This is a genomic window from Actinoplanes sp. NPDC051470 (genome assembly GCF_040682035.1).
Taxonomy (GTDB): domain Bacteria; phylum Actinomycetota; class Actinomycetes; order Mycobacteriales; family Micromonosporaceae; genus Actinoplanes.
Genome location: NZ_JBFBAA010000013.1, coordinates 62870 through 89200, shown reverse-complemented (window position 1 = coordinate 89200; position 26331 = coordinate 62870). Strand labels below are relative to the sequence as shown.

The following is a 26331-nucleotide window of genomic DNA, read 5'->3' as shown; positions in this document are numbered from 1 at the left end:
CCTTCTGACAAAGCCGTTTGCAGGCGGGCTCTACGTGAGGCGGGCGGGGCGTTGACGACGGGTCATCGGGTCACGATCTACGAGGTCGCCGATCGTGCGCGGGTCAGCATCTCGACCGTCTCCAACGTGCTGAACAAGCCCGACCGGGTCAGCGCGGCGACCCGGGAGCGGGTCCTCGCGGCCGTCGACGAGCTCGGGTTCGTCCCGAAGGTGCAGGCGGTCAGCCTGGCGCGGCGGGGTACCGGGCGGGTCGGGGTGATGGCGCCCTTCACCTCCTACGGATCGTATCTGCGCCGGTTGTCCGGGCTCCTCACGGCGGCCACCGAGCTGGAGATCGACGTCCTGGTCTTCGACCACGAGTCGGCGGCGCTGGCGTCCTCCCCGGTGCTGGCCAGTATGCCGGTGCACGGGCGGCTGGACGGCCTGATCGTGATGGGTCTGCGCATCGAGGACGCCATCGCCGATCGGCTGCGGGAGCGGCGCCTGCCCACGGTGGCCGTCGACGCGGACAGCGCCCTGTTCAGCCGGGTGGTCATCGACGACCGCGACGGCGGGCGGATCGCGGCCGCACATCTGCGCGACCGTGGTCACCGCCGTGTCGGCTACCTGCTGGAGAGGCAGGTCTCGGACTACGAGTCACAGGCCGTCAAGCGGCTCACCGGTTTCCGCGAGGTCATCACCGCGGCCGGCGGCTCGGTGGTGGTGACCAGCAGCGACAACGCGATCGAGGCGGCGCGCCGGGCCGCCGCCGGCCTGTTCGACGACGCCGACCGTCCCACCGCCGTCATGGCGCACCACGACACGCTGGCCGTTGGCGTGCTGCTGGAGGCTCGTGAGCGGGGGCTGCGTGTCCCGCAGGACGTGGCCGTGATGGGTTTCGACGACGGTGAGATGGCCATGGCGGCCGACCTGACCACCGTGCGCCAGCCGTTCGAGGAGTCCGGCAGTGCCGCGCTCAGCGTCCTGCTGGGTCATCTCGGTGGCTCGGACCTGCGTTCGACCACGACGCTCGACGTGCGCCTGGTCGCGCGGTCGACCACCTGACCAGCGGTGAAACCCGGGGAAGCCCTGATCGGGACGAGTGCGGCCGCCTAGAAAAGTGCTTCGATAGAATCTCTTGACACCGCTTTCGAGGTGGGGTTTCGTGCTTGTAACGCAGATGTGTCGACGCCCCACCGGCCATGTCCCTCGCGGCCGGGCTACGTCCATCCGAGAATGTGGTGAAGCATGAGATATCCGACGATAGCGGCGCTGGCCTGCACCGGTCTCCTGATCGCCGCGGCCGGCTGCAGCGCTCCGGGCAGCGACTCCGGAACCCCGGACGCGGCGAGCAGCGCGGCCGCGGTGACCACCTCCTGCGGCAGCGATCCGGTCACCCTGAAGGGCTATTTCGAGACCGGCTTCCCGCTACCCAAGCAGCTCGCCGACGAGTTCACCAAGCAGTTCCCGAACGTCAAGTGGGAGGTCCGCGAGGACCAGTTCGCGGTGATCACCCAGAACGCGCCGAGGGTGCTGGCCGACGACCCGCCCGATCTGATGCGGCTGCCGCAGGTCTCCGAGCTGGTCAAGGACAGCCTGCTCAAGCCCCTGGACGCCTACGCCCAGGCGTACGGGTGGGACAAGTGGCCGGCGTCGCAGCTGGAGCAGCTGCGGGTCAACCCCGGTGGTCAGCGTGGTGACGGTCCGCTGCAGGCGCAGGGGCTGAACTTCAGCATGACCGGCGTCTTCTACAACAAGAAGCTGGCCGCCCAGATCGGCATGACGCAACCGCCGGCCACGCTGGCCGAGCTGGACACCGTCCTGCGGAAGGCCAAGGACGCCGGGCTCACGCCGATCAACCAGTTCAACGGCGGCGCGACCGGCGGGCTCGCCTTCCCCCTGCAGAACCTGATGGCCGCGTACGGCGATCCGGCCGCGATCAACGACTGGATCTTCCAGAAGCCCGGCGCCACCATCGACACCCCGAGCAACCTGCAGGCCACCCAACACCTGGAGAAGTGGATCAAGGCCGGTTACTTCGCCCCGGACATCAACTCGCAGGACTACGCGACGATGATGAGCCGCTTCATCGGCGGCAAGGCGCTGTTCATCTTCAACGGTGACTGGGAGTCCGGCAACCTCGACAAGCAGATGGCGGGCAACGCCGGCTTCTTCCTGATGCCCCCGCAGGCGCCGGGCGGCAAGCAGGCCGCGATGTCGGCGCCCCTGACCTACGGGATCAGCGCCAAGGCGCCGCACGCGGACTGCGCCGCGTACTTCCTGAACTGGGTGGCGACCAATCAGAAGGCCCGCGACATCGCCGTGACGGTCGGCGGCTCACACCCGATGGGCCCGTCGGACGCCTACATGCCCCCGGTCAAGGAGGGCACCGTCACCGCGGCGACGCTGACCGCCGGCGCCACCATCGGCAAGGACAACGGGGCCATGGACTTCATCGCCAACGCGACCGGCGCGATCTACGCCAAGAGCTGGACCCCGCAACTGCAGAAGCTGGCCGCCGGTCAGCAGAGCGCGGACGCCCTGTTGAAGTCCGTGCAAAAGGATTACGAGAGTCAGGTCAAGGGCTGATCAGGTGACCCGTCCTCGATCCGCGACCCGGACCGCGACGGCTCCGGTGCGGCGTTCGCGCCGCCCCGGGGCCTGGCTCGGCTGGCTGTTCGCCGCCCCCGCGGCCGTGATGTACGCCGTCTTCGTGCTGCGTCCCCTGGCGCTGACCGTCCAGTACTCGTTCTACGACTGGAACGGCATCGGCGCGTCCCGCTGGGTCGGGGCCGCGAACTACACCCGGCTGTTCACCGATCCCGAGCAGTTCGCGCCGATCCTGCACGCGTTCGAGCTGATCCTGTTCTTCAGCGGAATCCCGGTGCTGCTCGGCCTGTTCGTGGCGGCCACGATCCGCGGCATCGCGCAGAGCCGGCTGGCCCTGGTCGCCCGTACGGTGCTGTTCCTGCCGCAGGTCATCCCGCTGGTCGCGGCCGGCATCATGTGGAGCTGGCTGCTGTCCACGACCGGTCTGGCCAACGAGTTCCTGTCGGCCGTCGGCCTGGGCGGCGTCACCCGCGCGTGGCTGGGTGACTTCGGGACCGCGCTGCCGGCCGTCGGGGTGATCGGCGCCTGGGTGCTCGTCGGGCTGTGCACGCTGCTCCTGCTGGCCGGGATGAGCAAGATCGATGTCGCGCTGTACGAGTCGGCGCGCCTCGACGGGGCCGGCCCGGTGCGCGAGTTCTTCGCCATCACGCTGCCCAGCCTGCGCCAGGAGATCGGCGTCTGCGTGACCGTCACCATCATCGCCGCCCTGGCCAGCTTCGACATCGTCTACATCGCCACCCAGGGCGGGCCGGGCAACTCCACCATGGTTCCCGGGCTGGAGATCTTCTATCTGGCCTTCGCCGAGCGTGAGGTGGGCCGGGCCTCCGCCCTGGCGGTCGTGCTCGTGCTGCTCGTCCTGGCCTGCGTCCTGCCGGTCCAGCGATTCACCCGAGACGGATCCCGATGATCGTCAACCGCCGCGAGGCCCTGATCGGGCGCGTCCTGCTGCTGCTCCTGATGGCGATCACCGTGGTGCCCTTCGTCAGCCTGTTCGTCACCGCGTTGCACCCGTCGGGCAGCTATCCGGCCGGGCTGTCCTGGCCGGACGATCCACAGTGGGGGAACTTCGCCGACGCCTTCCGGTCGGCGCGGATGGGCCAGCTGCTGGTCTCCAGCGCCCTGATCGTGGCCGGCGTCGTCCCGATCTCGCTGCTGTTCGGCACCATGGCCGGGTTCGCCTTCGGCCATCTGCGCATGCCCGGTCACCGCATCGGCTTCCTGATCTTCGTGCTCGGGCTGACGCTGCCGTTCGAGGGCATCATCACGCCGCTGTACTACCAGGTTCGCGACCTGGGACTGCTCAACACCCGCTGGGCGATCATCCTGCCGCTCATCGGCCTGTTCATGCCGTTCTCGGTGCTCTGGATGCGGGCCCACTTCGTGACCATGCCGGAAGACCTGTCCGAGGCGGCGCGCCTCGACGGCGCCACCACCTGGCAGCTGTTCCGGCGGGTGCACCTGCCGCTGGCCCGGCCCGCCCTGTCGTCCCTGGCGATCCTGCTGTTCCTCTGGACCTGGAACCAGTTTCTGCTGGCCATCGTGCTGGTCGACGACCCGGCGAAACGCACCATGGCCGGCGCCCTCGGCGCCTTCCAGGGCCAGTGGGGCACCGACATCCCGCTGCTCTGCGCCGGTTCGCTGCTCATCCTCGCGCCCACCCTGGCCGTGTTCCTGGTCTTCCAGCGCCGGTTCGTGGCCGCGCTGCTCCAGGGCTCGATCAAGGGCTGATCCGACCGCACCTTCTCACGACCGGAACCGACACATGACCAGCACGCACGGCCCGACCGACGACGAGCGCCGGAACTTCGTCCGCTACACGCACACCCGCAACTGGCCGATGCTGCGGCGTTTCCCGGTCACCGACGATCTGCACGACGACCTGCTCGCCCAGATGCTCCGGTGCTCCGTGCCGGCCGTGCGATCGATCGTCGACACCTTCGCCGCCCAGGTGCGGGAGACCGCGGCCGAGATGCTCGCCGACGCGGCCTTCCGGGACCTGCTCCGCGCCCTGCCGTTCCGCCCGGAGGACCGGGTGGTCGCGATCGGCGACTCCATCACCGCCGACCGCATCGGCTGGTTCGAGATCCTGTCGGCCGCCGTGACGCCGGCCGGCGCGGAGGCTCCCACGATGATCAACCTGGGCGTCAGCGGCAACACCACCGCCGACGTGATCGAACGGTTCGATCTGCTCGAAGCCGGCCGGCCGACCCGGGTCCTGCTCATGCTCGGCACCAATGACGTCCGCGTCCACGGCCGGGCCGCCGGACACCGGATGGCCACCGGACCCGAGACCGAGCGCAACCTGCGCGTGCTCCTCGACCTCATCACCGGTCTCGGCGCCGCCACCACGCTGATCACCCCACCGGCGGCCGACCAGCGGCGCATCGACGACTTCTTCGCCGGTGACCCGGTGTGGTGGCGGGCGAGCGACATCGCCGAGGTCGCCGAGATCGTCCGCAAGGTCGACCCGGCCGGTCTCGACCTGCACGCCGCGACCCGGGGTGCGGACGTCGGCTCGTTCCTCGAGGCCGACGGCGTCCATCCCGCACCGGCCGGTCAGCGACTCATCCTCACCCACGTCGTCAGCCACCTCGCGGCGGAGTGACCCCATCTCGCGGCGGAGGCCGGAGTGACCGGATCAGGTCCAGTCGGGCGGATCGGCCCGGTGCAGGGCCGGGTCGCCGATCGCGAAGGTGCGTACCGGTCCGGGCGGGGTGGTGGGGCCTTCGAAGCGGACGGTCACGCGGCCCTGACCGCTGCCCCACACCCAGCCGGCGCCGTGCACGTCGTGCCGGACATCCTGGCCGGGCCGCCACTCGACCGGCGCCTCGGTCCTCTCCTCGGTGGCGGCGGCCGGGGCCACCGGAAGGGCTTCGGCCGGTGTGGCGAAGAGGTCGTCCTGGACGAAGTCGGCCAGCGTGGTGACGCCGACGCCGAGCAGGCGGATGCCGCTGGAGGTGTCGATCTCGGCCAGCAGGCGGCGGGCGAGCTGGGCGACGAGCCGGGGGTCGTCGGTGGGCTGGGCCCGGGTCACCGACCGGGTGATCGTGGTGAAGTCGTAGTGCCGGACCTTGATCGTCACCGTGCGGGCCGACACGCCCCCGGCCCGGAGCCGGCCGCCGACCCGGGTGGCGAGCAGGTCGATCTCGGTGTTCAGCCGGGTCCGGTCGGTCAGGTCGACGTCGAAGGTCTCCTCGGCCGACACCGACTTCGCCTCGCGTTCCCCGACCAGGGGGCGGTCGTCGTCGGCGCGGGCCAGCCGGTACAGCCCGGCCCCGTGGGCCTGGCCGAACCAGTCGATCAACTCGGGCAGCGGCACGGCGGCCAGCGCGCCGATGGTGTGGGCGCCGGCGCGGCGCAGCCGTTCGGCGGTGGCCGGCCCGACCCCGGGCAGCCGGGTCACCGGCAACGGGTGCAGCAGCGCCTGTTCGCCGCCGGGCGGGGCCACGGTCAGCCCGTCGGGCTTGTTCAGATCCGAGCCGATCTTGGCGACGAGCTTCGAGGTGCCGACGCCGATCGACGCGGTGACGCCGCCGGTCGCGGCGGCGATCATCTGCTTGACCTGCTCGGCGAGCGCGGTGACGCCCGGCCCGGACAGGTCGTGCCGGCCGGCGGCGGCCAGGTCGACGTAGGCCTCGTCGATGGAGACCTGCTCCACCAGGGGTGACAGATCGGCCAGGACGGCCATCACCACCTCGCTGGTCCGCCGGTAGGCGGCGAACCGGGGCGCCAGGAAGGCGGTGCCCGGTGGGCAGCGCCGCCGGGCCTCGGCGGTCGGCATCGCCGAGCGCGCTCCGTAACGGCGAGCCTCATAGGACGCGGTGGCGACGACGCCGCGACCCGCCACGCCGCCGACGATGACCGGCCGGCCGCGCAGCGACACCTTGTCGCGCTGTTCGACCGCGGCGAACATCGCGTCGAGGTCGACGTGGGCGATGCTCGCCTCCCGCCTCGACGTCCTCACCGCCCCAGTGTCGTTCATGGGTACGACAGACTCGCGCCGACGGAAACAGCATACGTATCACCTATTGCAAAGGTGATACGTATGCCCTTACATTTCGTGACGATGAACGGACCATCAACACGTTGACCGACAAGGATCCGACATGGGTGATACGACACGGTTGTGGCGGGGGCGTGGGGCCATGGCCGCCGGGCTCCTGGCCGCCGCCCTGGCCTTGACCGCCTGCAACGGTGGTGGCGACACGAACGACTCGGCCGGCTCGTACGGCTTCCCCCAGGTGACCCAGGACGAGAAGGCCGAGATCACGGTCTGGGTGGACGCCGACCGGGCGGGCGCGGTCGAGGCCTTCAAGAAGGCCAACCCCGACGTGCCGGTCAAGGCGGTCAGCTACGACGGCTCCGCCAACGGTTCCAACTCCTTCCGGACCAAGATGCAGCTGTTCGACCGGGCCGGCAGCGGCTGGCCCGACGTCGTCTTCTCCAGCCAGAACAACGACGCGGCCTGGGCCAGCCAGAAGACCAACGGCAAGCAGGCGTTCGCGGCCACGCTCAGCGACGGGCTCGTGCCCAAGGCCACGCTGGACGGCTTCACCGCGGGCTCGCTGAACCCCTGCACCGTCGAGGGCAAGGTCTACTGCCTGCGCAACGACCTCGCCCAGGCCGTCCTCTGGTACAACAAGACGCTCCTCGACAAGTTCGGCTATCAGGTCCCCGCCACCTGGCCGGACTACCAGGCCCTCGGCGAGAAGGTGGCCAAGGAGCACCCGGGCTACATCGTCGGCACCGTCGGCGACGCCTGGACGCCGGAGGTCTTCTTCTGGGCCAGCAAGTGCCAGGCGAACGGCGTCACCGGGCCCAAGACGGTCACCGTCGTCACCGGCAGTGAGGAGTGCAAGCGCGCCGCGGCGATGCTGGACACCCTGATCAAGAACGGCACCACCCCGAACATCAGCGTCTTCACGCCGGAGTTCGTGAAGAAGTACGCCGGCAAGGTCCTCGTCATGCCCGGCCCGGCCTGGTATGCGGGCGCCATCTTCAACAACCCGCAGGCGCTGAACGTCCCCAAGGGTCAGCTCGGCGTCGGCGCCCCGCCGGCCTGGTCGTCGGATCCCGCGGTTACCGGCAACGTCGGTGGCGGCACCTGGTTCATCAGCAGCCACTCGAAGAACCTCAAGGCAGCCGCGACGTTCGCCGAGTTCGTCACGACCGCCGACGACTACCAGGTGAACGTCGCTCCCGGCTACCCGGCCTTCGCCTCGGCGGGGGAGAAGTGGATCAAGAAGCAGGAGTCCAGCGGCTACTACGCCACCGACCTGCAGAACCTGGTGAAGGCCGGCACCCAGATCTGGGACGGCTGGGGTTCCGGGACGTTCAGCCAGGAGGCCGTCTGGGCCAAGACGATCACCCCGGCCATCGCCGACGGCAAGAGCCTGGTCGACCTGCTGCCCGAGTGGGAGACGGCGATCAAGAACCAGGCCCAGGTCAACGGCTACACGGCCAAGTGACAGCGGTCGAAGGGGCGGTCCGGCCGGCGGCGGTTCAACGTCGCCGGCCGGGCCGGCGGCCGGCGGGCCGGCCCGGGAACGCGATGAGCTACGGCTTCGTCGCCCCGTACGCGGTGCTGACGCTGGCCTTCGGCGTGCTGCCGGCCCTCTACTCGCTGTGGCTGGCGTTCACCGACGCCGAGGGCGGGTTCGCCGGGCTGGACAACTTCACCCGGGCGATCGGTGACTTCCGGTTCCTCCCGGCCGTCGGCCATGTCGCCCTCTACCTGGTGATCTGGCTGGTCGCACTGATCGTGCTGGTGACCTTCCTGGCCATCGTCGTGCACGCCGTGTCGGTGCGCTGGCTGAGCAGCACGCTGCGGCTGGTGTTCTACCTGCCGGGCGCCCTGGCCGGCGCCTCCAGCGTCCTGCTGTGGCTGTTCGTGCTCGACCCGGCCGCCGGACCGGCCGCCGGTCTGCTGCACCTGTTCGGCTTCGGCAGCTTCGTCGAGGTCATCGTGCCCGCGAACCTGCCGCCGATCTTCGCCATCATCGCGTTCTGGACCGGGGCGGGCGGATGGATCGTCATCATGTACGGGGCGCTGAACAACATCTCGGCCGAGGTGATCGAGGCCGCCCGGATGGACGGCGCCGGCCCGGCGCAGATCGCCTGGCGGATCCAGCTTCCCCTGTTGCGTAAGTGGATCTCGTACATGGGGATCATGTCGCTCGCCGCGGGCACCCAGCTGTTCGTCGAGCCCCAGCTGCTCTCGCAGGCCAGCAACGCGGTCGTGCCCAACGACTACTCGCTCAACCAGCTGGCGTACCAGTACGCCTTCCAGCAGAACGACTTCAACGGCGCCGCCGCGATCTCGCTGCTGCTGCTGGTCATCGCCCTCGCCCTGTCCGCCGTGTTCGTGACGCGCGGCGGTCTGTTCGAGAAGGACTGAGCCATGACCTCTGCCCGTGGCTGGAGTGGCCGCGCGATCGCCGGGCTGCTGCTGGCGGTCTTCACGCTGTTCTTCCTCGTACCCCTCGTGTGGTTGCTCCTGGCCTCGACCAAGACGGCCCGCGAGCTCACGGTGGGCAGCCCGTTCGCGCCCGGCCGATGGTCCGGCCTGGCGGCCAACGCGGACCAGCTGTTCGGCTTCCAGGACGGCGCGGTCACCACGTGGGTCGGCAATTCGGCCGTGTACGCGATCGGCGCTCTCGTCGTCACCCTGATCGCCGGCATCCCGGCCGGCTACGCCCTGGCGCTGACCGAGTTCCGGTTCCGCCGCCTGCTGCTGATCGTCACGCTGGTCGTGATGCTGATCCCGAACACCGCGCTGGTGCTGCCGATCTTCCTCGAGCTCAACACCGTCGGGCTGATCGGCAGCCCGCTGTCGGTGATCCTGCCGATGTCGTTCTTCCCGTTCGGGGTCTACCTGACGTACATCTACTTCTCCACCAGCATCCCGCGGGACCTGCTCGCCGCGGCCCGGATCGACGGATGCCGGGAGATCCAGGTGTTCACCAAGGTGGCCCTGCCGCTGGCCGCGCCGATCGTGGCGCTGGTGGCGTTCTTCAGCTTCGTGCAGAGCTGGAACAACTTCTTCCTGCCGTTCGTGATGCTGCCGTCCAGCGACGGCTACCCGATCCAGGTCGGGCTCACCTCGTTGCTGGCCTCGACCCCGGCGTTCAACCCCAGCTCGGCCGGGTCGGAGTCGGTGCAGCTGCCGACGCTGGCGCTGGCCACCGTCGTCTCGGTGCTCCCGGTACTCGTCGTCTTCCTGTTCTCCCAACGGTTCCTGGTGTCCGGCATGACGGCGGGCGGCACCAAGGAGTGAGTCGCGTACCCGCAGCAGAGGAGCGAGTGTGAAGGTCACCGGTTTTCGCAGCCTGACCACCGAGTACGACTGGGGCCGGCTGATCGGCGACGCCAACGGGGTGATGCCCGAGCCTCGCACCGACGTGCACGTGCTGATCGTCGAGACCGACGCCGGGCTGGAGGGGATCGGGGTCGGCCCGCACCCGGACGTGGCGAGCGTCTTCGCCGTGGTCGAGGGGGAGGACCCCCGGGGCGTGTCGGCGCTGTACGACCGGATGCTGGCCGCGGTGTTCAAGACCGGGCACGCCGGCGCGGTCTTCGGCACCATCGGCGTGCTCGACATGGCGCTCTGGGACCTCAAGGCGAAGGCCGCCGGCGAACCGTTGTGGCGCCTGCTCGGTGGACTGGACCGGTTCGTCCCGGGCTACGCCTCGGGCCTCGACATCGCCCTAGGCGACGACGACCTGGTCCGGCTGTACGAGGACTTCGCCGCCCGCGGCTTCGCGTCCGGCAAGGTGAAGGGCGGCCGCGACCTCGACCACGACCTGCGCCGGCTGCGAGCGCTCCGGGACGTCCTCGGGCGCAACTCAGCGCGTCCGGCCCTGATGTTCGACGCCAACGAGTCCTGGAACCGGTCGCAGGCCGTGCGGTACGTGACCGAGCTGGAGCGGGCGGTCGACCTCACCTGGGTCGAGGAGCCGGTACGCCGGTGGGACGCCGCCGGGCTCGCGTCGGTCCGCCGGGGCATCCGCGCGGCCGTGGCCACCGGCGAGAACCTCACCGGGCTCGAGCAGTACCGGCCGTTGCTTGACGCCGGCGCGGTGGACATCGTCCAGGTCGGCAACGTCTGGGGGATCACCCACTTCCTCCGGGTGGCGGCCGTGGCCCACAGCCTCGACCTGCCGGTGAGCCCGGTCGGCGCGCACGCCAGCCCGCTGGCCCACGCCGCCACCGCGGTGCCCAACCACCTGACCTTCGAGGTGCAGGCACTCACCTGGCCGGCCGGTCTGCGGGTGGACCAGGAACACCAGGACGGCGGGATCGTCCTCGGCGATGAGCCGGGCCTCGGCATCCGGGTCGACGAGCAGCGTATCGCCGAGATCCGTCCGCCCGCCTCGGTGCCCGCGGTGGGCGGGCCGCACGTCCGCCCGGCGTGGGCGGGCCGGCGCCTGGTTCCCGACTCGCCGCGGGAGCCCTTCTGATCAGCTGGGGATCGCCGACCGGCCGACCTGCGCCACCTGTGGCCGTCAGCGTCACCCTTTGTATTTCTCGATGGACTCCTGGAACGCCTGACGCTGACACTCCTGCTCATCCTCGAAGGCGCGATTGCTCTCTGACGGGCCGCCGGCGTACATCGGATACAGCGGATCCCCGCCGAGCGTCACGTCGTACCCCTTGTCCTTCAGGCACTTGACCTCGGCCCGCATGAGGTCCTCGAAGTGTGGGTTGGTACGTCGTTCACGGTCGAGCCACGGCTCCGGGAGCTTGGACTCACACGCCTTCGCCTTGTCCCGGTAACGCTCGTCGGAAAGGTCCACCTTCGGCCTCTGGGGGGTGATCGGGATCCCCTGGCGGATCAGGCAGGCGGTCCAGACTTCGGTGAGCCGGTCGACCGTCGCCGGGTCGTCATCGGGACGGATCAACGGACGCTCTTGTGTCACCGGGGAGGGCACCGCCGACGTGGCGGCCGACGCTGTCTGCAACGTCGCAACCTCCGGCGCCGCGGTGTCGGCCGACGCGTCGCATCCGGTGGTAAGGAGCTGCAGGCCCAAGGCCAGTCCGGCCATGGCACAGATGGTATGTACGCGCATGACGCCACCCTGAATCACGAATGTCAGGAAGCTGTTGGGCGCCTGTCACGATGGTGATCTTGCCGGCCGTGAGCGACCAGAACCCTGGCTACCCGGCTCAGTTCTTGGGGGGCTGGAACCGGCGGCGCTGCCAGGAACCGATGATGTGCTCGCGCATGACGCGTTCGGCGGCGGCGACGTCCCGGCGGGAGATCGCTTCGACGATGGCGGTGTGCTCGTCCAGAGTGGACCGGAACGCGTTCTCGTACCCGAAGCCCCGGAACCGGCTGCTCTCCTGGGCCCGCAGGTAGAGGCGCTTGGCGATGTTCTCGGCCAGCCGGTTGCGGGACAGCTCCATGACCGTCAGGTGGAAGACCACGTCGGCCTGGCGGAAGGAGTCGCTCTCGTACGGCATCTCCCGCATCACCTGCAGCGCGTGCTCGATGCGGGTCAGCTCGTCCGGCGTACGGCCGGCGGCCACCGCGCCGGCCATCGCCGACTCGAGGTTCCCGCGGACGATGGACAGCTCGTCGAGCACCCCCGAGGACTCGTCGTTGTCGATCAGGGCCGAGATCACCACCGGGTCGAGCATGTTCCAGGAGCCGGACCGCGCCACCTGCGTTCCCCGGCCCTGGGTCACCAGCACCAGGCCCTTCTCCTCGAGCAGCTTCGCCGACTCGCGGATCACCGTGCGGCTCACCCCGAAGTGCTCGCTGAGCGGGCCCTCGGGCGGGAGCAGCTCACCCTCGGCGATCTGACCGGTCACGATGAGCTCGGCCAGCTCGCTGACGACGGCGACGCTCAGCCGCTCGGCGCGCCGGCGCGGCGGGAGCGGGAACGCGTTCGAAGGAGCCGTCATGACGGCATCTTAACGAGCACTATCCGCAGGTCACCCCTTGACCGCGCCGGTGAGCCCGCCGACGATGCGGCGTTCGAACAGGCTGAAGAACACCAGTGCCGGGATCATCGACAACGAGGTGAAGGCGAGCACCTTCGCCGTGTCGACCGAGTACTGCGACGAGAAGGCCTGCACGCCCAGCGGCAGGGTGAAGGTGTCCTGGTCGTTCAGGATGAACAACGGCAGCAGGTAGCTGTTCCAGCTGCCGATGAAGGCCAGGATCCCGGTGGTGACCAGGCCGGGGACCGAGAGCGGGAGCACGATCCGCCAGAAGAAGCCGAGCCGGCTGCACCGGTCGATGATCGCCGCCTCCTCGATCTCCCGGGGGATCGCCCGCAGGAACGGCACCAGGATGATGACCGTGGTGGGCAGCCCGAAGGCGATCTGCGGGAGGATGACGCCGGGCAGGGTGTTCACCAGGCCCAGATTCTTGATCAGGATGTAGAGCGGCGTGATGGCCACGGTGATCGGGAACATCAGGCCGGCGGCGAACAGCGCGTACATCGCCCCGCGGCCACGGAACCGGTAGCGGGCCAGCACGAAGCTCGCCATCACGCCCAGCATGACGACGCCGAGGGTGGTGGCCACCGCGGCGATGGTCGAGTTGCCGACCTGGCGCCAGAACGTGTCGCTGGTCAGCACGTCGGTGTAGTTGCCGCCCACCCACGGGTCGGGCAGACCGGCCGGGTCGACGGTGATCTGCGAGTTGGTCCGGAACCCGCCGATGATGATGTAGAGGACGGGACCGAGCATGACCCCGATCAGCAGCAGGGCGGCCACGTAGACGATCGGGTCGCCTCCGCCGCTTGCCTTTCTGGCCATGCCTAGGCTCCCTCGGTGAGCGCGCCCTCGGTGTCCCGGCGCAGAACGAAGCGCTGGTACACCAGCGCGATGGTCAGGGAGATCAGGAACAGCACGACGGCCACCGCGTTGCCGTAGCCGTAATTGGCGGCGTTGCGGCCCTCGACGACCATGTACGTCGCCATCGTCGAGGTGCCGGCGGTCGAGGCGACGTACTGGCCCCAGATGATGTAGACCAGGTCGAACAGCTGCAGCGCGCCGATGATCGACAGGAAGGCCCAGATCCGGATCGTCGGCGCGAGCAGCGGCAGGGTGATCTCCCGCTGGGTCTGCCAGAACGACGCGCCGTCCATCGCCGCCGCCTCGGACAGCTCCTCCGGGATGTTCTGCATCCCGGCCAGGAACAGGATCACCGCGAACCCGATGTACTTCCAGGTCAGGATCAGCATCAGGGTCCAGATGGCCAGCTTCGGGTCGGCCAGCCAGTCCTCGGCCAGCCCGCCCAGCCCGATCGACCGCAGCACGTCGTTGACCGCGCCGTTGGTCTGCAGCATCAGGCTCCAGGCGGTCCCGACGATGACCTCGGAGATCACGTACGGTACGAAGATCAGCACCCGGATCACCGACTGCCCGCGCATCCTCCGGTTGAGCAGCAGGGCCAGCCCGACGGCGATCGGGCCCTGCAGGACGATCGACAGCACGACGATCAACCCGTTGTGCCACAGCGCCTCGTGGAACGAGCTGTCCTCGAGGATGGTGACGTAGTTGTCGAGGCCGACGAAGTTCGTCGGAACCCCGTAGCCCTTCCAGCGATAGAAGCCGTAGTAGGCGGCGAGCAGGACCGGGACGATCACGAAACCGACGAAGACGACGATCGCCGGGCCGGACAGCAGCAGGATCTCCAGGCGCTGGGCCCAGCCGATCCCGCGGCGGCGGGGCCGGAGCGGGGGCGGCGCCGGAACGTCGCCCCCGTCCCGCGCGCGGCTGCTGGACGCTCCCTCGGTGACAGCAGCGCTCACGTCAACCCTTCTTGGCCGCGTCGTTGACGGCCTTGATGATCCCGGCGACGTCGCCCTTGCCGGCCAGCAGGTTGACGACGCCGACGTTCAGGGCGTTGCCGACGCTCTGGCCGTAGACGGTGTCGAGCCACTGCGACACGTACGGCGCCTTGTTGTAGGCCTCGAGGCACGCCTTGAGGTAGGGCTCGGTGATGACCGCCTGGGCCTCCTTGTTGACCGGCAGCGAGTTGAAGGCCTTGTAGGAGGCCGTCTGCACGTCCTTGGTCACCAGGTAGTTCAGGAAGTCGGCGCACTCCTTGGGCGCCTTGGCCGAACACGAGAAGCCGTCCGCGCCGCCCATGATCGCGGCCGGGTCGCCCTGGCCGCCGGGAACCGCCGGGAAGGGGAAGAAGCCCAGGTCGGGCAGCGGCTTGGTGTCCTTGGTAAGGCCGGCGATCACGCCCGGGTCCCAGGCGCCCATGAGCTCCATGCTCGCCTTCCGGTTGGCGATCAGGCCCGCCGAGCTGCCCGCGCCCTGCTGCGCCGAGGTGGTCAGGAAGCCGTTGTTGAACGGCTGGGTGGCGGCGAACGCCTTGAGGTCCTCACCGGCCTTGGTCCAGCACGGGTCGTCGAAGGTCTTGCTCTTGGCGGTGGCGTCGAGCGTGGCCTTGCTGCACGCGCGCAGGGCGAACCAGTAGTACCAGTGGGCGGCCGGCCAGGCGTCCTTGCCGCCCAGCGCGATCGGGGTGTTCTTCGCGTTGAGCTTGGTGACGGCCGCGTTGAGCTCGTCCAGGGTGGCCGGTGGCGTGGTCACCCCGGCCGCCTTGAACAGGTCCTGGCTGTACCAGAGACCGCCGGGCAGGATCGAGGTCGGTACGGCGTACGTCTTGCCGTCGACCGTGCCGGTACCGAGCACGGCGCCCACCGCCGCCTTGGTCTCGGCGGTGATGTCGTCGCTGATGTCCTTGAGCTGGCCGGCCTCGACCATCGCGGCCATCTTGCCGCCGCCGCGCTGCAGGAACAGGTCGGGCGCCGAGCCGGAGTTCAGCGCGGTCTGCAGCTTGCCGTCGAGGTCCTCGTTCTGGACCGTCTGGACCTTGATCGTCACGTTCGGGTGGGCGGTGTGGAAGTCGGCCGCCACCTTGTCCCAGAACGCCCGGCCGGGGCCGGTCGTGGCGTTCTGCCACAACGTCATCGTGACGTTGCCGCCGGAGTCGGAGCCGCCGTCGTCGCCCCCTCCGCAGGCGGACAGGCCGGCCAGGCCCAGAGCCACCACGGCCGTCAGGACAAGGGTCTTGCGTGCTGCCATTGCGAGTCACCTCTCGGGTGGGGATGGTGCGAGGCGGCGCGGCGAGCCCGGTGGTGACGCCGCACCGCCTCGGTCCATGGGGCTCAGCTCAGGCTGAACCGCTGGTTGGCCTGTCCGTTGCAGTCGTAGAGCTGGATCTGCTGACCGTTGCCGCTGCCCCAGACGTCCAGGCAGCGCCCGGACTGCACGCCGGTGATGGTGCCGCCGGAGGTGACGTTCCACTGCTGGTTCGTCTGCCCGTTGCAGCTGTAGATCTGCACGGCCGACCCGTTGCCCGAGCCGGCGGCGTCCAGGCACCGGTTGCCGTACACGGTCAGCTGCTTGCTCGAGGTGAGCGTCCAGGCCTGGTTGGACTGACCGTTGCAGTCGTAGAGCTGGACCCGGGTGCCGTTGTTCTGGGACGCGCCCGGCACGTCGACGCACCGGCCCGACTGGGCGCCGACGATCCGGCCCGAGCCACCGGGGTTCGGCGGGGTGGAGGGATCATCGCTGGGCGACGGCCCGGGGCTCGCCGAGTTGAGGACGTTGAGCACCGAGGTGTACGCCGCCTTCTTGTTGCCGCCACCGTCGAACAGCAGCGGGCTCTCGTTGGAGCGCCACGAATCGCTGTCCCGCACGCCCCACACCGTGATGCCGATGCAGCGCGGCACGTTGAGGCAGGCCTGGGTGAGCCCGGCGTACTGCGAGGTGGAAGCGTTGGTGACGTCGACCTCGGTCAGGGCGACATCCACGCCCAGCGCGGCGAAGCTCGACAGGGTGGTCTGGAAGTTGCCCGGCAGCGAACTGCCGCCGGTGAAGTGGGTCTGCAGGCCCACGCAGTCGATCGGCACGCCGCGGGACTTGAAGTCCCGGATCATGTTGTAGACGCCCTGCGTCTTGGCGTACGACCAGTTCTCGATGTTGTAGTCGTTGTAGCAGAGCTTGACGTTCGGGTCGGCGGCGCGGGCGGTGCGGAACGCCACCTCGATCCAGTCGTTGCCGGTGCCCTGCAGGTTGGAGTTGCGGCGGCTGCCGTTCTCCTCGAAGGCCTCGTTGACGACGTCCCAGGCGGCGAGCTTGCCGCGGTAGTGGGCCATCACGCCGTTGATGTGGTCGATCATCGCCTGGCGCAGGGCGCTGCCGTTGAGGCTCTGCATCCAGCCCGGCTGCTGTGCGTGCCAGGCGAGGGTGTGGCCGCGCACCTTCAGGCCGCGCTGGGTCGCCCAGTTGTAGATCTGGTCGCCGGAGCTGAAGTTGAACTGGCCGCGGTTGGGTTCCGTCGCGTCCGGCTTCATCTCGTTCTCGGCCGTGATCATGTTGAATTCGCGGGCGGCGATCGTGCTGTACGTCGAGTCGTTGAGCCGGCCGGCCGCGATGGCCGTGCCGAAATAGCGGCCCGACTGGGCGGCCGCGGCGCCCAGGGTGTTCGCCGCGGCGTTGGCGGCGGGCATGGCCAGACCCAGGCCGGCCGCGGCGAGGACGACCGCGGCGACACCGAGCAGGGGACGGAAGGGCAGCGACCGGCGTCGTGACGAGCCGGCGGGCGGAACGGGGGAGCTGATTGCCACGATGGCCTCCTTTCTCGGTCCCGGACCGGGCCACCCGGCTTCACGCGGGCAGGGGGCATCGAGCCACCGTGCGGGGTGAAGGGGATGTCGGTGGATTGCCCGACCTGAACCAGAGAGCGATGAAGGTGAATGTCAGGCCATGCTAGGCATCGCAACACCAGCGAAACAATACTTTCCGGAAAACATCCGGAAGTAGATTCCGGCGCCGGCTGGCCGCATTTCCCCTTCGGAGGCTCTTGAGCTGGAGTTATGCCCCCTTCCTAGGCTGATCGAATTCTTCTGCGGTGGCGACGAAGCGGGGACTCGAAAGGTTTCAATCCGAAACTTACGGAACTATGCCGGTCAGGGAAGCAGCACCAGCTTGCCGGGACCGTGTCCGGCCAGGCCGATCTCGTGGGCCTTCGCGGCATCGGCGAGCGGGAAGGTGGCCTCGACGATCACGCGCAGCGCCCCGGACCCGGCGCGTTCGACGAGATCCCGGCGGGCGGCGTTGCGGACCTCGGTTCCCGCGTCCTGCCCCGGCCCGTAGCCGAGCAGCCGGATGCCCGCCGAGGCCCGCCGCGCCGACCCGGTGATCGAGGCGATCCGGGCGCGATCGGCCACCAGCTCCAGCGACACGTCGAGCGCCTCGTCGGTGCCGGCGAAGTCCACTGCGGCGCTCACGCCCCGCGGTGCGGCGGCGCGTACCCGGTCGGCCAGCCCGGGGCCGTAGGCGACCGGGACGGCCTTCAGCTCGCGCAGCAACGCGTGGTTGCGTTCGGCCGCGGTGGCGACGACCGTCGCCCCGGCCGCGGCCGCCAGCTGGACGCCCATCAGGCCGACGCCGCCGGACCCGCCGTGCACGAGCACCGTGTCACCGGCGCCGACGCCGGTCACCTGCAGCGCGTGGACCGCGGTGGTGCCGGTCAGCAGCAGCGACCCGGCCTCGGCCCACCCGAGCCCGGCCGGTTTGGCGACGATCGAGGCGGCCGGGGCGGTCACGTAGTCGGCGTAGGCGCCCGTCACGGGGTAGACGATGACCTCGTCCCCGACCCGCACGCCGGTCACCTCCGCGCCGACCTCAGTGATCACGCCCGCGCATTCCAGCCCGATCGACGGCATCGAGGCGGCGATCCCGGCGGCGTCCTTGTGGTCGTCGTCCACGGTGTGGAAGGCGCCGCTGTAGATCTTCCAGTCGATCGGATTGACGCCCGCGGCGCGCACCTCGACGACCACCTCGCCGTCGGACGCGCGCGGCGCCGGCACCTCGGTCACGACAAGCACATCGGGTGTGCCATGGGCGGTAGGACGCACGATTCTCGGCATGACAGCAGTATTGGTTCCGCCTGGCATGATGCCCAGTGCATTGTTGGTAAGGACTACTTGCGTCGTACGCACGACAGGGAGCGCGCATGCCGGAGGAACTGGACCTCAACCTGCTGCGCGTCTTCCACGCGCTGATGGACACCGGCAGCGTCGTGGAGGCGGCTGGTCGCCTGCACCTGTCGGCGCCGGCGACCAGCCGCGCGCTGAGCCGATTGCGGCGGGCCCTGAACGATCCGATCCTCGTCCGGGCCGGCCGTGGCCTGGTTCCGACCCCGTTCGCCCAGCACGCCGCGGGCCGGGTCAAAGCGCTGCTCGACGCCGCCGACGGCCTGCGCGCCGATCCCGCCGGCAGCGACCCCGCCACCTGGCAGCGCACCTTCGCCATCCGCCTGAACGACGCTCTCACCCCGGTTCTCGCGCCCCGGCTCACCCGCCGGATCGCCGACGAGGCGCCCGGCGTCCGCCTGCGGTTCGTCCATCAGGACTCCAAGGAACCGGAGCCGTTGCGCGACGGCTCGATCGACCTCGACGTCGGGGTCGCGGACCCGCCCCCGCCCGACATCCTGACGTCGGCGTTGTTCACCGCCCACTTCGTCGCGGTCGTGGCCGCCGACTCCGACCTGGGCCGGGCCCCGCACCTCACGGTGGACGACCTGTGCCGCCATCCGCACATCTCCGCCTCGCGACGCGGCCTCGCCCGGGGTCCGCTCGATGACGCCCTGGAACGGATCGGCCGGTCCCGCCAGGTCGCCGCGGTCGTTCCGTCCTACTCGGTGGGTGCTCTGATGGCCCTCGAACACGGCCTCATCTGCCTCGTGCCGCACGTCACGGCCGCGCACCTGGCCGAACGCGGCGTCCCGTTGCGCCGCCACGAGGTGCCCTTCGACCTGCCGACCGCGAACGTCGAACTGCGCTGGCACCGCCGGGTCGACCACGACCCCGCCTCCCGGTGGCTCCGGGAGCGTCTTCGTGCCGCCATCCAGCCCCTCGCTCAGGCCCCCGGCTGACCGGATCTCCGCGTCACCCGGGGCACAACCGCTGGCCCGGGGTGCCGGGGAAGTAGCGGGCCCGGTCCACGATGACGGGCCGGGAGCAGACCTGCCGGATCACCGCGGTCAGGTCGGGATCGATCCGCCACATCGCCGACTTCCCGTCGACGACGGCCAGGTCATGGCCGTCGAGGCGGGGCGCGTTCAGGCGGAGGCCCTGGGTGTGCAGGGTCAGCAGGTTCCGGCCGGTCGCGACGTCCCAGATCCGGGCTTGGGTGCCGTCCACGACGGCCACCGCCCGGCCGGCCGCGTCGAAGGTGATGGCCGCCGTCTCGTCCAGGCCACCGGCCCGGGCCACGATTCGCGGGGCGCCGGGGTCGGTCGCGTCCATGATGGTCGTGGACACCTCACGAGCGTAGGACGTGACGGCGATCAGCCCGCCCGGCCCGGCCCGGAGAACCGCCGGGTGCGGCACCCGCAGCAGGGTGGCGCTCCGGCGACCGTCGAGGGTCCACAGCTCGATCGCGTCCTGGTCGCCGACCCGCCGGCTCAGGACGATGCCGGTGCCGTCGGCGAGCACGGCCGTCCCGACCACGCCGTCGGCCGGCAGCCGGCGGGCCGACCGGTCACCGACCCGCCACACCCGGGCCGCCCGGTCGGCCCCCACCGCGCCCAGCACGGAACCGGTCCGGTCCATGCTGTCCTTCATCTCCAGATCGGCCGGGGCCCGGATGTGGCGAGGGTGGTCCAGGTCGGTCAGGTCCCACAGCAGGGATCTGTTGTCCGCGTTCCAGTAGATGGCCCGGTTCTCGTCGAGGCTGCTCAGGTGGAGGTAACCGGTCGTGGCGGGAAGGCTGCCCGCCGGTCGCCAGGTCGTGCCGTCCCGGCGCCAGAGCCGCTCGCCCTGCGTCTCCTTGTCGTAGGTGACCGCGTACCGGCCGGGCGGGCTCGACAAGCCCTGGCCGAGGGTGGTGGCGCCGGCCGCCGCCTGCGCCAGGATCAGCGCGTCCCGGGACTCGGCGGTGGGCGCGAGCCGGTACGCGGCCAGGGCCAGGGCGGCGGCCTCGCGGGGCTGGGAGGTGATCAGGCTCCGGGCGGCGTCGGCGGCTCGCAGGGACAGCGCCTCGTTGCGCTGCCGGGCGGCCCTGTGCTGGGCGGCCACCGCGAGGGTGGCGGTGCCGGCGAGCAGCACGGCCAGGGCGGTCAGCCCGGCGGCGAGCCGGCGCAACCGGCGGGTGGCGCGCCGGCCGGCCAGGGTGCGTGCGTGTTCGGCGGCCAGGCCGGCGTCGAGGAAGGCCCGCTCGCCCGGGTTGAGCCGGTCGCGCAACCGGGCGGCCTGGTCGAGCCGGGCGCCGCGGTAGAGGGTGTCGGGATCGTGGTCGTGGGCGGCCCAGGCCGCGGTCGCCTCGGTGAGCCGGTGCTGGGCGCGCAGGTCGTCGCGGTCCTGGTCGATCCACCCGGCCAGGCGGGGCCAGGCCCGCAGCAGCGCTTCGTGGGTCAGCTCGACGCTGTCCCGGTCGATGGTGATCAGCCGCGCGGCGGCGAGCCGGTCGAGCAGCGCGTCCGGCACGTCCAGATCGGTGCGCGGGACCCGGCGCCTGGTGTCCGCGGTGCCGTCGCCCGGCACCACCAGCCGCAGGAACAACCGCCGCGCCGCGCCCCGGTCGTCGTCGGAGAGCGCCTCGAAGGTGTGTTCGGCGGTCCGGGCCAGCGCGTGCTCGATGCCACCGACGTCCTCGTAGCCGGCCAGGGTCAGGACCATCCCGCGCCGCCGGCGCCAGGTCTCGGCCAGGGTGTGTGACACCAGCGGCAGGGCGGCCGGCTGACCGGCGACGTCGGCGACGAGCCGGGCCACCAGCGCCGTCTCGATCGACGCCCCGGCCCGCGCGGCCGGTTCGGTGATCGCCGACCGGAGCTCCTCGGTCGACATGGGGCCGACCAGGACCTGGGCCCGGTGCAGCGCGGCGACCAGCTCGGGATGGCGTGCGCAGTGACCGTAGAAGTCGGCGCGGGCGCTGATCACGACCCGGGCGCGTGGTCCCGCGGCCGTGGTCAGCGCCCGGATCAGCCAGAGCCGGGCCGGGTCGTCGCAGAGCGTGAAGACCTCCTCGAACTGGTCGACCACCAGCAGCAGGTCGTCGGCGGCCTTGGCGAGCCAGCCGCGCAGGGCCTCGGGGCCGGCCGCGAGGTCGCGGCGGACCCGGTCGGTGGGTTCGTCGGCGAGATGCGCCACCGCCGCGGCCAGCTCGGTGATCGGATCGGCGCCCGCTGCGAGCAGCAGGGGAGTGCGTTTGCTGTGGGCGATCAGACCGGCCCGCAGCAGCGACGACTTGCCCGCGCCGGAGGCGCCGAAGACGCCGACGAACGGGCGGTCCTCGACCAGCGTGGCCAGCGTGTCGGTGACGGCCTCGCGGCCGAAGAACCGGTCGGCGTCACCGACCTGATAGGGGGCCAGCCCCACGTACGGCGCCACCGGGTCGCTGCCCGCGGCCGGTTGCGCGGCGGCCAGGTCACGCCACCGGGTGGTCCATTCGTCGAGGTCACCATGGCAGGCGCGGACCACCGCCCCGGTGACGGCGAGGCTGGGCAGCCGGCGGCCGGACAACGCCTCGGACAGCGCCGCCGCCGAGTAGTTCGTCCGCTTCCCGAGCTCCCGGTACGACGGCAGGCCGGCCCGGCGGCGAAGTCGCCGCAGGTCACCGGCGAATCGCAGCAGCGGGGTGTCCTCGGACTCCAGCGGCCGTTCCTGTCGGGGCACCGGACCTCCATCCGTCGTCGTCGCTGGGTCCCGCCGTGTTCGGCGTTTGTTGTTCAGTGATCGCGACCGATCCTGAACAACGCCTGGTTGCCTACGGTGGCCTTCCACATTAGATGCCGTTCAGGCGGCGTGAAGGAGTCATCCGATGACATCGGCACGAGCACGCCGGGCGGTCGCGGTCGCCTCCGCGGTGCTCCTCGGTATCGGCGTCGTCCCCGTCCCGGCGTCCGCCGCGCCCCGCCCCGAGCCGGGCCGTCGGGTGCACTTCGACGCACGGACGCTCCAGCCGGGCGCCCCCGGCGCCCACCGGCCTGCCGCCGTCACCAGGCTGCACGAGGGCCTCGGCCCGCAGGGCCTGGTCGACATCGACCCGGTCACCGGGACGGCCCGGCGCGTCGCCCGCCTCGACGGGTTCCTGACCGCCGCCAGCGCCAAGCCGGCCAAGGAGATCGTCGCCGGCTACCTCGCCGCCAATCCCGGCGTCTTCGGCGACACCGCCGCCTTGCGGTTCCGCAAGGACTACGTCGACGTCGACGGCACCCACCACCTGAGCTACGAGCAGGTCGTGGGCAACGTGCCGGTGTTCGGCAACGGCGTCAAGGCCGACGTCACCAGGAACGGCGAGCTGATCCAGGTCACCGGCTCCCCGGCGGCGTCGCTGCCGGCCTCGCTGGGCCGCGCCAAACTGTCCGCCGCGCAGGCCCGCGACGCCGCGGCCCAGGACGTCGGTGGCCCGGCCGACGGCCCGGCCGAGCCGGTCGCCTTCGTCACCCCGGGCGGCGCCACCCCGGCCTGGCAGATCCTTTCCACCAAGACCGGCTACCTGCACGTGGTCGACGCGGCGACCGGCCGCGTCCTCTACCGCCAGGACCTGCTGGTGCACGACAACGACCCGTCCGCGCTGGTGTGGCGGAACTACCCGGGCGCCCCGCTCGGCGGCGCCCAGCAGCGCCGATCCCTCGCGGGCTGGATCGCGCCCGACGCGACCACGCTGTCCGGCGAGTCGGCGCACGTGTTCCTCGACGTGAACGACGACGACGTGGCCGACGCCGGTGAGGAGGTCGCCCCGAACAGGCCGGGTGACTGGCGGTTCCCGTTCAAGGACTTCACCGGCCAGGTCGGCCCGCCCTGCGCGGCGGACAAGCAGTGCTCGTGGGACCCGAAGGTCGCGTACTCGTGGAAGGACAACGCGAAGCAGAACGCGGCCCAGCTGTTCTACTACGTGAGCAGCTTCCACGACCACCTGGAGAAGTCGCCGATCGGCTTCACCCGGGCGGCCGGCAACTACGAGACCGCCGACGGTGACCCGATCGAGGTCGACGCGATCGACGGCGCCGACACCGCGAACGGCTTCCCGGACGAGGAGCACGCCGACAACGCAACCATGCTGCCCACCCCGGACGGCGTGCCCGGCCGGATGCAGATGTTCCTGTTCCGGGCCCCGTCCTGGCCGGAGGACCCCTTCCTGGCCGCCAACTCGGGCGACGAGGCCGACGTGGTGTACCACGAGTACACCCACGGCATGTCCAATCGCCTGGTGGTCGACGCGTCCGGAAACTCGACGCTGACCGGCATCCAGGGTCTGTCGATGGGCGAGGCCTGGAGCGACTGGTACGCCTTCGACCACCTCGTCGCCCAGGGCCTCCAGACCGACACCGCGGCGCCGGGTGAGGTGCTGGTCGGCCGGTACGTGGGCGACGGCCAGAACCTGATCCGCACCCAGCCGCTGGACTGCGCGGTCGGCGCGGGCGCGACGGTCTGCCCCGGCGCCGAGGGGGCCGGGCCGGGCGGGTACACGTACGGCGACTTCGGCCGGATCCGCGGGTACCCGGAGGAGCACGCGGACGGCGAGATCTGGGGCGAGACGCTCTGGGATCTGCGTACGGCGGTGGGCTCGAAGATCGCCGAATCGCTGGTCACCCGGGCCATGGAGCTGTCGCCGGCGAACCCGTCGTTCCTGGACATGCGCAACTCGATCGTGATGGCCGACCGGGTCACCCGGGGCGGCCGGGACGCCGGGAAGATCTGGAAGGTGTTCGCCGCCCGGGGGATGGGCTGGTTCGCCGCCGACCTGGGCGGCGACGATGCCACGCCGGTCGAGGACTTCTCGATGCCGCCGGCCGGGGACGCCTCGCGCACCTCGGTCACCGGCACGGTCACCGACGCGTTCACCGGCGCGCCGCTGAGCGGGGTCACGGTCACCTTCGCCGGGCACGCGTCCGGCTTCGGCGGCTCGTACCGGGCGGTCACCGACGCACGGGGCGCGTACACGATCACCGGCGTCCGGCCGGGTGGCACCTACCCGAAGGTCAGCGCCACGCTGCCGGGCTACGAGCCGGCCTTCCGTGACCTGCGGGTCGAGCGGGGTGTCAACCGGGTGGACTGGGGGCTGCGCTGGAACTGGGCCGCGACCAGCGCCGGCGGTGAGGTGACCGGCTTCAACGGCGAGGACTTCAGCGACTTCGGCTGCGGTCCGGGCAACGCGGTGGACGGCCGGCCGGGCAGCGGGTGGCTCAGCGACGCGGTGTACGGCGAGGACGGCCGGATCGACCCGCGATACCTGGTGGTGCGGCTTCCGGTCACGGTCGACGTGGCGGCGGTCGCGGTCAACCCGACCGGTGACTGCGGCGACGCCAGCGCCTCGACCGGTGACTACCGGGTCGAGACGTCGGCCGACGGCCAGGCCTGGACGGTCGCCGCCGAGGGCCACTTCGGGGTGGCCGACCGCAACCGGATGAACGAGGTGCCGCTCGCCGCGGGCAGCACGTCGCGGGTGCGTTTCCTCCGCTACACGATGCTCGGCACGCAGATCGCCGAGGAGGGCATCACCTGCCCCGACGACCACACCGGTTGCTACTACGTCAACACGGCCGAGATCGGCGTGTACGGCGCTTCAATCCCGTGACAGAGAAGGAGAAGCTCATGCGGTACGCCCGCCTCGCCGCGGCTGCGGTCCTGGTCCTCGCGCTGGCCGCCTGCGGTTCCAGCGAGAAGACCGTGGACCGGCCGGCCGGGTTCGTGAACAACGCCGGCGCGCTGATCGGCGTGACCATGCCGACACGGTCCTCGGAGCGCTGGATCGGCGACGGCGAGAACGTCAAGAAGGAACTGGAGGCGCTGGGTTACAAGGTCGACCTGCAGTACGCCGAGGACGACATCCCGACCCAGGTGAACCAGCTGGACAACCAGATCACCAAGGGCGTCAAACTGCTGATCATCGCGTCGATCGACGGCACCGCGATCACCACCCAGCTGGACAGCGCCAAGGACAAGAAGATTCCGGTCATCTCGTACGACCGGCTGATCCGCAACTCGCCGAATGTGGACTACTACGCCACCTTCGACAACTACAAGGTCGGTGTGCAGCAGGCGACCTCGTTGCTGACCGGTCTGAAGGTGCTCAACGCCGACGGGACGCCGGGCTCGGCCAAGGGACCGTTCAACGTGGAGCTGTTCGCCGGCTCGCCGGACGACAACAACGCCACGTTCTTCTTCAACGGGGCGATGTCGGTGCTGAAGCCGTACCTCGACAAGGGTGTGCTGAAGGTGCCGAGCAACCAGACCGCCTTCAAGAAGATCGCGATCCTGCGGTGGCAGCCCAAGACCGCTCAGGACCGGATGGAGAACCTGCTGACCTCCACGTACCGCTCGGGTCTGAAGGTCGACGGCGTGCTGTCGCCGTACGACGGGATCTCGATCGGTATTCTTTCCGCCCTGAAGAGCAACGGTTACGGCACCACGGGCCAGCCCTACCCGGTCGTCACCGGCCAGGACGCGGAGGCGGCCTCGGTCAAGTCGATCATCGCCGACGAGCAGTACTCGACCATCTTCAAGGACTACCGCGACCTGGCCAAGACGAGCGCCCAGATGGCCGATGCCGTGCTCAAGGGGCAGAAGCCGGCCACGAACAACGACAAGGACTACGACAACGGCGTCAAGGTCGTGCCGTCGATGTTGCTCGGCACCGCGATCGTGAACAAGACCAACTACCGGAAGGCGCTGGTCGACAGCGGCTTCTATCAGGAGAGCCAGCTGCGTTAGCCGTCGTCCTTCGCCGCGAAGGCCCGCAGCAGGGCCGACACCGCGGTCG

Annotated in this window: 21 protein-coding genes; 12 read left to right on the top strand and 9 right to left on the bottom strand. The window is 70.5% G+C overall.

Annotated elements, in window-relative coordinates:
• The first annotated feature begins 51 nt into the window (after window positions 1-51).
• From AB0M54_RS23240 to AB0M54_RS23220, 5 genes are all read left to right on the top strand, one after another.
• Entirely contained in the window at window positions 52-1044 is a 993-nt protein-coding gene (locus tag AB0M54_RS23240) for a LacI family DNA-binding transcriptional regulator (RefSeq protein ID WP_364326926.1), read from the top strand.
• A 183-nt stretch (window positions 1045-1227) separates the two neighbouring features.
• The gene (locus tag AB0M54_RS23235; RefSeq protein ID WP_364473625.1) at window positions 1228-2568 is read left to right on the top strand and encodes an ABC transporter substrate-binding protein; all 1341 of its coding nucleotides are present in this window, start codon (window positions 1228-1230) and stop codon (window positions 2566-2568) included.
• Between the two features lie 4 nt (window positions 2569-2572).
• Complete coding sequence (locus AB0M54_RS23230; protein ID WP_364326932.1) at window positions 2573-3496, top strand: sugar ABC transporter permease; 924 nt, start codon at window positions 2573-2575, stop codon at window positions 3494-3496.
• The gene (locus AB0M54_RS23225) at window positions 3493-4317 is read left to right on the top strand and encodes a carbohydrate ABC transporter permease (protein ID WP_364326935.1); all 825 of its coding nucleotides are present in this window, start codon (window positions 3493-3495) and stop codon (window positions 4315-4317) included. Before AB0M54_RS23230 ends, AB0M54_RS23225 begins: the two co-directional genes overlap by 4 nt.
• 34 nt (window positions 4318-4351) lie before the next feature.
• A complete protein-coding gene (locus AB0M54_RS23220; RefSeq protein WP_364473623.1) occupies window positions 4352-5194 on the top strand; it encodes a GDSL-type esterase/lipase family protein in 843 nt (280 codons plus the stop codon).
• A gap of 33 nt (window positions 5195-5227) precedes the next feature.
• Here the strand turns inward: AB0M54_RS23220 and AB0M54_RS23215 are convergent, their stop codons facing one another.
• Window positions 5228-6553 carry a DNA polymerase IV gene (locus AB0M54_RS23215; RefSeq protein ID WP_364326941.1) on the bottom strand — a complete coding sequence of 442 codons (1326 nt, stop codon included), beginning with the start codon at window positions 6551-6553 and terminating at the stop codon, window positions 5228-5230.
• A gap of 142 nt (window positions 6554-6695) precedes the next feature.
• On the opposite strand from AB0M54_RS23215, the gene AB0M54_RS23210 reads away from it, so the two are divergent.
• The 4 genes from AB0M54_RS23210 (at window position 6696) to AB0M54_RS23195 (ending at window position 11048) form a co-directional block, all read left to right on the top strand.
• Window positions 6696-8057: a carbohydrate ABC transporter substrate-binding protein gene (locus AB0M54_RS23210; protein ID WP_364326944.1), complete on the top strand. Its 1362-nt coding sequence runs from the start codon at window positions 6696-6698 to the stop codon at window positions 8055-8057.
• An 83-nt stretch (window positions 8058-8140) separates the two neighbouring features.
• Window positions 8141-8986: a sugar ABC transporter permease gene (locus AB0M54_RS23205; protein ID WP_364326947.1), complete on the top strand. Its 846-nt coding sequence runs from the start codon at window positions 8141-8143 to the stop codon at window positions 8984-8986.
• Between the two features lie 3 nt (window positions 8987-8989).
• Window positions 8990-9865, top strand: a complete 876-nt coding sequence (locus AB0M54_RS23200; protein WP_364326950.1) for a carbohydrate ABC transporter permease — start codon at window positions 8990-8992, stop codon at window positions 9863-9865.
• Window positions 9866-9893: 28 nt separating this feature from the next.
• Window positions 9894-11048, top strand: a complete 1155-nt coding sequence (locus AB0M54_RS23195; protein ID WP_364473621.1) for a mandelate racemase/muconate lactonizing enzyme family protein — start codon at window positions 9894-9896, stop codon at window positions 11046-11048.
• 51 nt (window positions 11049-11099) lie between these two features.
• Here AB0M54_RS23195 and AB0M54_RS23190 read toward each other — a convergent pair whose 3' ends face one another.
• The 7 genes from AB0M54_RS23190 to AB0M54_RS23160 form a co-directional block, all read right to left on the bottom strand.
• Window positions 11100-11633 carry a hypothetical protein gene (locus tag AB0M54_RS23190; RefSeq protein WP_364326956.1) on the bottom strand — a complete coding sequence of 178 codons (534 nt, stop codon included), beginning with the start codon at window positions 11631-11633 and terminating at the stop codon, window positions 11100-11102.
• Window positions 11634-11754: 121 nt separating this feature from the next.
• The gene (locus tag AB0M54_RS23185) at window positions 11755-12495 is read right to left on the bottom strand and encodes a FadR/GntR family transcriptional regulator (protein ID WP_364473619.1); all 741 of its coding nucleotides are present in this window, start codon (window positions 12493-12495) and stop codon (window positions 11755-11757) included.
• A gap of 30 nt (window positions 12496-12525) precedes the next feature.
• Complete coding sequence (locus tag AB0M54_RS23180; protein WP_364326962.1) at window positions 12526-13356, bottom strand: carbohydrate ABC transporter permease; 831 nt, start codon at window positions 13354-13356, stop codon at window positions 12526-12528.
• 2 nt (window positions 13357-13358) lie between these two features.
• The gene (locus tag AB0M54_RS23175; protein ID WP_364326965.1) at window positions 13359-14354 is read right to left on the bottom strand and encodes a sugar ABC transporter permease; all 996 of its coding nucleotides are present in this window, start codon (window positions 14352-14354) and stop codon (window positions 13359-13361) included.
• Window position 14355: 1 nt separating this feature from the next.
• The gene (locus AB0M54_RS23170; RefSeq protein WP_364473617.1) at window positions 14356-15642 is read right to left on the bottom strand and encodes an extracellular solute-binding protein; all 1287 of its coding nucleotides are present in this window, start codon (window positions 15640-15642) and stop codon (window positions 14356-14358) included.
• Between the two features lie 83 nt (window positions 15643-15725).
• Window positions 15726-17189: an endo-1,4-beta-xylanase gene (locus tag AB0M54_RS23165; protein WP_364473615.1), complete on the bottom strand. Its 1464-nt coding sequence runs from the start codon at window positions 17187-17189 to the stop codon at window positions 15726-15728.
• A 342-nt stretch (window positions 17190-17531) separates the two neighbouring features.
• Window positions 17532-18443 (bottom strand): NADP-dependent oxidoreductase, encoded by a 912-nt coding sequence (locus tag AB0M54_RS23160; RefSeq protein WP_364326974.1) that lies wholly within the window; start codon window positions 18441-18443, stop codon window positions 17532-17534.
• Window positions 18444-18580: 137 nt separating this feature from the next.
• Between AB0M54_RS23160 and AB0M54_RS23155 the strand changes: the two genes are divergently transcribed.
• A complete protein-coding gene (locus tag AB0M54_RS23155; RefSeq protein WP_364473613.1) occupies window positions 18581-19501 on the top strand; it encodes a LysR family transcriptional regulator in 921 nt (306 codons plus the stop codon).
• A gap of 13 nt (window positions 19502-19514) precedes the next feature.
• Here AB0M54_RS23155 and AB0M54_RS23150 read toward each other — a convergent pair whose 3' ends face one another.
• Window positions 19515-22241 carry a hypothetical protein gene (locus tag AB0M54_RS23150; protein WP_364473611.1) on the bottom strand — a complete coding sequence of 909 codons (2727 nt, stop codon included), beginning with the start codon at window positions 22239-22241 and terminating at the stop codon, window positions 19515-19517.
• A 145-nt stretch (window positions 22242-22386) separates the two neighbouring features.
• On the opposite strand from AB0M54_RS23150, the gene AB0M54_RS23145 reads away from it, so the two are divergent.
• Together AB0M54_RS23145 and chvE are read left to right on the top strand one after the other, a co-directional pair.
• The gene (locus AB0M54_RS23145) at window positions 22387-25146 is read left to right on the top strand and encodes a M36 family metallopeptidase (RefSeq protein ID WP_364473610.1); all 2760 of its coding nucleotides are present in this window, start codon (window positions 22387-22389) and stop codon (window positions 25144-25146) included.
• A gap of 17 nt (window positions 25147-25163) precedes the next feature.
• Window positions 25164-26282 (top strand): multiple monosaccharide ABC transporter substrate-binding protein, encoded by a 1119-nt coding sequence (chvE, locus tag AB0M54_RS23140; RefSeq protein ID WP_364326986.1) that lies wholly within the window; start codon window positions 25164-25166, stop codon window positions 26280-26282.
• The last annotated feature ends 49 nt before the right edge of the window (window positions 26283-26331 follow it).

Excerpts from the sequence above, each read along its gene's own strand:
- AB0M54_RS23235 (WP_364473625.1), top strand. The coding sequence starts at position 1,228 with ATGAGATATCCGACGATAGCGGCGCTGGCCTGCACCGGTCTCCTGATC.
- AB0M54_RS23225 (WP_364326935.1), top strand. The coding sequence starts at position 3,493 with ATGATCGTCAACCGCCGCGAGGCCCTGATCGGGCGCGTCCTGCTGCTG.
- AB0M54_RS23220 (WP_364473623.1), top strand. The coding sequence starts at position 4,352 with ATGACCAGCACGCACGGCCCGACCGACGACGAGCGCCGGAACTTCGTC.
- AB0M54_RS23210 (WP_364326944.1), top strand. The coding sequence starts at position 6,696 with ATGGGTGATACGACACGGTTGTGGCGGGGGCGTGGGGCCATGGCCGCC.
- AB0M54_RS23205 (WP_364326947.1), top strand. The coding sequence starts at position 8,141 with ATGAGCTACGGCTTCGTCGCCCCGTACGCGGTGCTGACGCTGGCCTTC.
- AB0M54_RS23200 (WP_364326950.1), top strand. The coding sequence starts at position 8,990 with ATGACCTCTGCCCGTGGCTGGAGTGGCCGCGCGATCGCCGGGCTGCTG.
- AB0M54_RS23190 (WP_364326956.1), bottom strand. The coding sequence starts at position 11,633 with ATGGCCGGACTGGCCTTGGGCCTGCAGCTCCTTACCACCGGATGCGAC.
- AB0M54_RS23185 (WP_364473619.1), bottom strand. The coding sequence starts at position 12,495 with ATGACGGCTCCTTCGAACGCGTTCCCGCTCCCGCCGCGCCGGCGCGCC.
- AB0M54_RS23180 (WP_364326962.1), bottom strand. The coding sequence starts at position 13,356 with ATGGCCAGAAAGGCAAGCGGCGGAGGCGACCCGATCGTCTACGTGGCC.
- AB0M54_RS23170 (WP_364473617.1), bottom strand. The coding sequence starts at position 15,642 with ATGGCAGCACGCAAGACCCTTGTCCTGACGGCCGTGGTGGCTCTGGGC.
- AB0M54_RS23155 (WP_364473613.1), top strand. The coding sequence starts at position 18,581 with ATGCCGGAGGAACTGGACCTCAACCTGCTGCGCGTCTTCCACGCGCTG.
- AB0M54_RS23145 (WP_364473610.1), top strand. The coding sequence starts at position 22,387 with ATGACATCGGCACGAGCACGCCGGGCGGTCGCGGTCGCCTCCGCGGTG.
- chvE (WP_364326986.1), top strand. The coding sequence starts at position 25,164 with ATGCGGTACGCCCGCCTCGCCGCGGCTGCGGTCCTGGTCCTCGCGCTG.